This window comes from Acinetobacter sp. AOR34_HL (genome assembly GCF_027854795.1).
Lineage (GTDB): Bacteria > Pseudomonadota > Gammaproteobacteria > Pseudomonadales > Moraxellaceae > Acinetobacter > Acinetobacter junii.
Genome location: NZ_JAKTID010000073.1, coordinates 26,016 through 33,270, shown reverse-complemented (window position 1 = coordinate 33,270; position 7,255 = coordinate 26,016). Strand labels below are relative to the sequence as shown.

5 protein-coding genes are annotated in these 7,255 nt (G+C 39.4%); all 5 read left to right on the top strand.

Translation table 11 applies throughout. The features are described from left to right. The coding region (locus MKL32_RS12170) for an IS3 family transposase (RefSeq protein ID WP_270900281.1) at positions 1-330 on the top strand (330 nt) is incomplete at its 5' end. A 417-nt stretch (positions 331-747) separates the two neighbouring features. Further along, positions 748-2,574: an allophanate hydrolase gene (gene atzF / locus MKL32_RS12165; protein ID WP_005402595.1), complete on the top strand. Its 1,827-nt coding sequence runs from the start codon at positions 748-750 to the stop codon at positions 2,572-2,574. 16 nt (positions 2,575-2,590) lie between these two features. After that, positions 2,591-6,196: an urea carboxylase gene (gene uca, locus MKL32_RS12160; protein ID WP_270900603.1), complete on the top strand. Its 3,606-nt coding sequence runs from the start codon at positions 2,591-2,593 to the stop codon at positions 6,194-6,196. 11 nt (positions 6,197-6,207) lie between these two features. Next, on the top strand, positions 6,208-6,903 hold the full coding sequence (locus tag MKL32_RS12155) for a GntR family transcriptional regulator (protein ID WP_270900602.1): 696 nt from the start codon (positions 6,208-6,210) through the stop codon (positions 6,901-6,903). Positions 6,904-6,934: 31 nt separating this feature from the next. Continuing rightward, on the top strand, positions 6,935-7,243 hold the full coding sequence (locus MKL32_RS12150; protein WP_270900601.1) for a hypothetical protein: 309 nt from the start codon (positions 6,935-6,937) through the stop codon (positions 7,241-7,243). The last annotated feature ends 12 nt before the right edge of the window (positions 7,244-7,255 follow it).

Genomic DNA, 7,255 nt, shown 5'->3' with positions numbered 1-7,255 from the left:
ATGGCGGTATGGCGACGCAGACCCAATGAACCTGTGATCATACACTCAGACCAAGGCTCACAATACAGTAGCGGAGACTGGCAGAAATTCTGTCAAAAGCATAATTTAGTTCCGAGTATGAGTCGTCGTGGAAACTGTTGGGACAATGCTGTTGCTGAATCCTTTTTTAGTAGTTTAAAGAAGGAAAGAATTAAAAAGAGGATCTATAAAACACGAGAAATGGCCCGTGCGGATGTGTTTGATTATATCGAGATGTTTTACAATCGAATCAGGCGTCATTCGCATCTCGATGGGATGAGCCCAGAAGCATTTGAGACAGCTTCAAAATGAGGCGGTCTCATGTCTAGGATACTGGGAGCAGTCCAGCTTTTGCATCATCAAAAGCTACATAATGAAGCCTCTCAAAATTTCAAAAAAACCTAATATAGATGCTCTAACGATCAGGATTTTTGTTCTGCTCAAAGCTAATTGCTGACAATGATCAAACTCATAGCTTCAATTTCTCAAATTGTAAAATTCAAGAAAAACTTTGCTCTAAAACTAAGCTTAAGCCCTTAAATAAAATCGCATCTTGCTGAATTGTGGCGCAAGCGCATTAAAACAAAGCCTTTTTAGCACCATTAGTTAATCTACAAGTTTAAAATTTCATGATGGATAAGGTAATTATTTGAATTTTATGTAAAAAATAAACTGGCACACTTTCTGCATTTATTTATCCAAACTTGTATACAAGATGGGATTCATAAAATGCATGAGATAAAAACTTTAGGTTGGACAATTTCAGAGTGGCAAACAGCTTATTCAAAAAATGAAATCAAACTTGATACTTTAAAAGATTTAGTTGCATCAATTGATCCTCAAGATAATGCGTGGATTTCAATTGCGACCGTAGAACAGATTGAACAGCAAATTCAATTTCTCAATGAATTAACTAAAGAAGCTGAGAGTTTAGCAAAACAATTTCCACTCTACGGCGTTCCGTTTGCAGTGAAAGATAATATTGATGTTGCAGGGTTTGTAACTACCGCAGCTTGTAAGGCATTAAATACAATTGCAGTACAAGATGCTGAAACAGTGCGTTTGTTGAAGCAAGCAGGTGCAATCGTAGTTGGTAAAACTAATCTTGATCAGTTTGCAACAGGTTTAGTAGGAACTCGCTCTCCATATGGTGCTGTTGCAAATACATTTAACTCTAAATATGTCAGTGGCGGCTCAAGTTCAGGTTCAGCAAGTGTGGTTGCCCGTGGATTTGTCCCATTTGCATTAGGCACAGACACCGCAGGTTCAGGGCGTGTACCCGCAGCGTTTAACAATATTGTTGGGTTAAAGCCAACCAAAGGGCGGTTTTCAAATCGTGGTTTATTGCCTGCATGTAAAAGTCTAGATTGTATTTCGGTCTTTGCCTTAACCGTTGTAGACGCAGATTTGGTTGCAAATGTTTTGGAAGCATATGATCCATTGGACAGCTATTCACGTAAGCATCCAAAGAATGTGCCAGCGCATTTCTCTAGCAAATTAAAATTTTCCATTCCAGAAAAACTAAATTTCTTTGGAGATGAACAGGCTGAAAAAGCGTTTCAGCAAACAATCCAATTACTTGAGTCATTAAATGCTGAGATCACTAAAATTGATTTTTCAGATTTTGAGCAATTGGCAGCGCAACTTTACCAAGGTTCATGGGTGGCAGAGCGTACCGCAGCAGTTAAGGATTTACTGAAAAATAATCCTGATGCATTTGATCCAACGGTATTAGAAATTATTAAAAACGGTGAAAAATATTCAGCGGTGGATGCCTACAATGCAGAATATTTAAAACAAGACCTAGCTCGAAAAATCCAACAAAGATTGGCTGACTTTGATGCCTTAATTGTTCCAACTGCACCTACAATTTATACCATTGAGCAGCTTCAACAAAATCCGATTGAATATAACGCTCATTTAGGAACCTACACTAACTTTACCAACTTGGCAGATTTGAGTGCTTTAGCTTTACCAGCAGGATTTAGGGCTGACCATTTACCATTTGGAATCACTCTAATTGCGCCAGCTTGGCATGATGCGGCATTGGTGCATTTTGGTAAGGCATGGCAAAACTATCTTGCTCTCAAATTGGGCGCATTGGATAAAAGTCTGCCTTTAAGTTCTGCTACACCTATTTCGCAACATCATATTCGTGTTGCAGTCGTCGGTGCTCATTTGACAGGTATGCCGCTAAATTTTCAGCTCACCACACGTGATGCCGTACATATCGAAACCACAACGACCTCTAAAAACTATGCGCTTTATGCTTTGAATGGCACCGTTCCACCGAAACCCGGCTTAGCACGTCAGCAAGATGGTCAAAGCATAATTGTTGAATTGTGGGATGTCCCAACTGCTCGATTTGGTGAATTTGTGGCTGAAATTCCAACACCTTTAGGCATGGGTAGTGTCGAGTTAGAAGATGGACGTTGGGTGAAAGGATTTATCTGTGAGCCTTATGGCATAGATGATGCAGAGAATATTAGTCATTTTGGTGGATGGAGAGCCTATATCCAGCATCGTAACAGCCAAGCAGCAAACACAGCGAATTAATTGGGGGGAAATCATCATGTTTAAAACTGTACTTATTGCAAACCGTGGTGAAATTGCTGTTCGAGCGATTCGCACACTTAAAAAATTAGGTGTAACCAGTGTTGCTGTGTATTCGGATAGTGATCGTTATGCGCAACATGTTGAAGATGCTGATATTGCAATTGCATTAGATGGTTTAAAACCAGCTGATACTTATTTGAGTATTGAAAAATTAATTCAGGCGGCCAAACAAACTGGCGCGGAGGCAATCTTTCCGGGGTATGGCTTTCTTTCTGAAAGTGCTGATTTTGCTCGTGCTTGCGAAGAAAATAATATTGCCTTTATGGGGCCAACAGCAGAGCAAATTCTGGAATTCGGTTTAAAACATCGTGCTCGTGAATTGGCTGGTGCTGCCAATGTACCAATGACACCGGGAACTGGATTGTTGGATAGCTTAGAGGAAGCCCTTACGGCGGCAAATCGTATTGGTTATCCAATTATGCTGAAAAGTACTGCTGGTGGTGGTGGTATTGGTTTGACACGTTGTGAAACACCACAAGCGTTAACCGATGCATATGAAAGTGTAAAACGTTTGGGCGAACAATTCTTTAAGGATGCAGGCGTATTTATTGAATGCTTTATTGATAAAGCGCGTCATGTTGAAGTGCAAATTTTTGGTGATGGAAAGGGACAAGTCGTTGCCTTTGGTGAGCGTGATTGCTCTTTGCAACGTCGTAACCAAAAAGTAGTAGAGGAAACGCCTGCGGCAAATTTACCTGAATCGACACGTAAAAAACTACATCAAGCAGCGATAGAACTGGGGAAATCCGTTAATTATCGTAGTGCAGGAACCGTTGAGTTTATCTACGATGCCAATCGAGATGAGTTTTATTTTCTAGAAGTGAATACACGCTTACAGGTTGAGCATCCAGTCACTGAGATGGTTACGGGTCTAGACTTAATTGAATGCATGCTCAAAGTTGCTGCTGGTGATGAACTTGATTGGGCATATCTCAGCAATATTCAGCCTAAAGGTGCAGCGATAGAGGTTCGTGTTTATGCTGAAGATCCTGTAAAAAATTTCCAACCAAGTCCCGGTGTGTTGACTGAAGTCACCTTTCCAGAGGGAACACGTGTTGATACTTGGGTTAAAACAGGCACAGAGATTTCTCAATACTTCGACCCAATGATTGCCAAGATTATTGTGCATGCTGATGATCGTGCTAGTGCTATTGAAAAATTAAAGAATGTATTGGCTGAAACTCGATTGAATGGCATCAGCACAAACTTAGATTACGCACGTGCCATCGTTTCAGATCAGCGTTTTGAATCTATGCAAATTTGGACAAGAATGTTGGATGATTTCAACTACACGCCAAACGTAATTGAAGTGATTCAAGCAGGAACGTTGAGTTCAATTCAAGATTATCCGGGTCGTACAGGCTATTGGGATATTGGTGTACCACCATCGGGTCCAATGGATGATTATGCATTTCAGCTTGCCAATCGTATAGTTGGAAATGATGCTAAAGCCGCAGGTTTCGAGTTTACCTTAGTTGGACCAACCTTAAAGTTTCACACAAATACGATTATTGCTTTGGCGGGAGCAAGCTGTACTGCTTTGTTAGATGATCAGGAAATTGATTTTTGGAAGCCTGTAGAAGTTAAAGCAGGACAAATTCTAAAAATCGGTCAAGTTGAATCAGGTTGCCGTACATATTTAACGGTTCGAAATGGTTTGGATGTCCCTGTATATTTAGGCAGTCGTTCTACTTTTGCGCTTGGTAATTTTGGTGGTCATGCTGGTCGTACCTTACGTGTCGGTGACATGATTAAAATGGTTGATCCAGCATTTGCTAGTGCAGAATTGCCACTTGCACATGATGAACCTCAAGCGTTATCGGCTGAATTGATTCCTGAATATAGTAATGAATGGGACATTGCGGTGTTATATGGCCCACACGGCGCACCAGATTTCTTTAAACCTGAATATGTAGAAGAGTTTTTTGCATCAGAGTGGACAGTTCACTTTAACTCAAATCGTTTAGGCGTTCGTTTATCAGGACCAACACCAAGCTGGGCACGAGAAAATGGTGGTGAAGCAGGTTTACATCCATCCAATGTGCATGACTGTGAATATGCGATTGGCGCAATTAACTTCACAGGCGATTTCCCTGTGATTCTGGCGAAAGATGGTCCAAGTTTAGGTGGTTTCGTTTGTCCTGTGACTATTGCCAAAGCAGAACTTTGGAAAGTTGGGCAGCTCAAAGCTGATGATAAAATCCGTTTTTATCCGATTAGTGTTGAACAAGCCAATGAACTTGAACGTCAGCAAATTGAAAATATCCAAAACTTTGCGGAAGCAAGCAAAGTTGTAGAAACAATTGAGCCAATTCAAGAGGTTGTCAGTACGATTTTGGCACAACGAGAACCAACTGAATTGTCGCCAAAAACAGTGTATCGCCAAGCAGGTGATAGTTATATTCTCTTAGAATACGGCGAAAATGTTTTAGATTTGGCTTTGCGTTTACGGGTGCATCAACTGATTCAAATGATTCGTGATGCAAAAATTGTAGGCGTATTGGAACTGTCACCGGGTGTTCGTTCACTACAGATTAAATACGATGGCTTAGTAATTCCACAATCACAATTGATTGCTCAATTACTTCAACTTGAAGAAGAAATGGGCGATTTGAGCCAATTAAAAATCCCATCTCGGATCGTACATTTGCCAATGGCATTTGAAGACAGTGCCACTTTAGGCGCAGTTGAACGCTATCAAGAAAGTGTTTGCTCTAAAGCACCTTGGTTGCCAAATAATGTTGATTTTATCCAACGCATTAATGGCTTGGCGGATCGGAATGAAGTCAAAGATATTATTTTTGATGCAAACTATTTAATTCTTGGCTTGGGTGATGTGTATTTAACTGCACCTTGTGCCGTCCCAATTGACCCACGCCATCGTTTACTCAGTTCTAAATATAATCCAGCTCGTACCTTTACCGCAGAGGGAACAGTCGGTATTGGTGGTATGTACATGTGTATCTACGGCATGGATTCACCAGGCGGATATCAATTGATTGGGCGTACTTTACCAATTTGGAACAAGTTTAAGAAAAACAAACAATTTGGTGATAAACAATGGTTCTTACAATTCTTCGATCAAATTAAATATTTTGAAGTGACAGAAGAGGAATTGAATCAATGGCGTGCAGACTTTGAAAATGGTCGTGCTGAGATCAAGATTGAAGAAACAGAATTCGATTATGCGGATTATGTAAAATTCTTAGAGAATGAAGCTGAAAGTATTGCCGAGTTTAAAGCTAAGCAACAACAAGCATTCACAACTGAAGTGGATCGCTGGAAAGAGGAGTTTTCAGCTCAACCTGAAGAACAGATTCAAGAAAATAACCATGCTGATTACAGTCATTTAGCATCATTAAATGCATCGATGACAGGTAATATTTGGAAAATTTTTGTTGAACATGGTCAAGAGGTTAAAAAAGGTGAAACTGTTGCTATTATTGAAGCAATGAAAATGGAACTTCCTGTTTATGCAGAAGAAGATGGCATTGTAAAAGCCATTATTTGTAGAGCAGGGCAAACCGTACATAGTGGTGAACCACTGGTTTATATGGAATAAGGCAAGGTTGCATGAAAGAAACCAAAATAAAAACAACAAAAAGCTCAGACAATTTGTCTGAGCTGGTTTACCAACGCATCAAGAATGATATCTTTGATTTCAAACTGATGCCAGGTGAACGTTTCACTGAATCTGAAGTTGCAAAAGCTTATGATGTAAGTCGCACCCCAATCCGACAAGCACTATATCGTTTGCAACAAGAGGGTTATGTTGATGTGAGTTTTCGTAGCGGTTGGCAAATCCGACCTCTCAATTTTCGTTATTATGAAGAACTTTATGATGTGCGGATCGTATTAGAAAAAGATTCCATTCGTAAACTTTGCCAGATGGATCATCAAAACTCGGTTGAATTATCCGTTCTAAAAGATTTATGGTTGATTGAACCTCATCAATATCTAAAAGACATTAAACAATTGTCACAACAAGATGAAGATTTCCATTGCGCATTGGTTCGCGCCTCTGGAAATAATGAAATGGCGAGAATTCATCGTGATTTGAGTGAGCGAATCCGTATTATTCGTCGTTTAGACTTCTCAAAAGATTATCGCGTTGAAGCGACTTATCAGGAGCATCAAAAAATACTGGGTTATATTTTTAATCGTAAAGTAGATGAAGCCATTCAAGCGATTGAAGCACATATCAGGCAAAGTCGTGATGAAGTGAAAAAAATTACTTTACAGATGTTAGATTCGAGTCAGTTTTATTAAGATTAGAGTATGGTGAGCAATAAGGATTTTTATGGATAACTGGCATTATGCCGTTGTAGCTTCAATTGTGACTATACTTGGAATGAGTTTAATTTCATTTCTCAAACTTTTTAAACTATGGAAGGCTTCCTTAAGTATTTTTTTTATTTCTAGTATAGGGTTTTGTATCATTGGAGGATTAGGTAGGAAATCTGAAAATCATGGCTTTGATGGTGCGTGGGGAAAACATGGTATATTGATGGAGTTTATGAATCTAGAAATAATTATGGTTAGTTTAGGCGTGGGTGTTTTTATAACACTATTATTTTTCTTAGCTATTGTTTTTTCTGATAATAAATAATATTTAGTTTTT

What these genes read in the sequence shown, in the direction of transcription:
- atzF (WP_005402595.1), top strand. Translation starts at nt 748, where the DNA reads ATGCATGAGATAAAAACTTTAGGTTGGACAATTTCAGAGTGGCAAACA.
- MKL32_RS12150 (WP_270900601.1), top strand. Translation starts at nt 6,935, where the DNA reads ATGGATAACTGGCATTATGCCGTTGTAGCTTCAATTGTGACTATACTT.
- uca (WP_270900603.1), top strand. Translation starts at nt 2,591, where the DNA reads ATGTTTAAAACTGTACTTATTGCAAACCGTGGTGAAATTGCTGTTCGA.
- MKL32_RS12155 (WP_270900602.1), top strand. Translation starts at nt 6,208, where the DNA reads ATGAAAGAAACCAAAATAAAAACAACAAAAAGCTCAGACAATTTGTCT.